The organism is Rhodovarius lipocyclicus (genome assembly GCF_009900765.1).
Classification (GTDB): domain Bacteria; phylum Pseudomonadota; class Alphaproteobacteria; order Acetobacterales; family Acetobacteraceae; genus Rhodovarius; species Rhodovarius lipocyclicus.
In genome coordinates, this window is sequence record NZ_JAAABL010000106.1 from 1 (window position 1) to 250 (window position 250).

Annotated in this window: 1 pseudogene; it reads left to right on the forward strand. The window is 60.4% G+C overall.

The annotated features are described in order from the left end of the window. A pseudogene (locus GT007_RS22705) lies at positions 1-127 on the forward strand (IS1595 family transposase); the annotation flags it as partial. Between the last annotated feature and the right edge of the window lie 123 nt (positions 128-250).

Below are 250 nucleotides of genomic sequence, written 5' to 3' on the forward strand. Positions count from 1 at the left end.
CTTCCGGGGGCTCAGCCGCGCCACCTTCCACTTGCACCTCAAGGAGTGCGAGTTCAGGTACAACAACAGAGCCAGGAACCTTACTCGCCTCCTGCTCAAACTCTGCCGGGATAACCCGCTCTCCTAGCAGGCTGCTGAAAAGCGGTTTCAGAAAGCGGCCGGATGGGCTGGTTGACCGGCTTTCAGCGTCGGCGTCGCCTGAGCATGCCGCATTCTGTAAGTTTTTGGCGGTGGCGGTGAGTTCGGGACG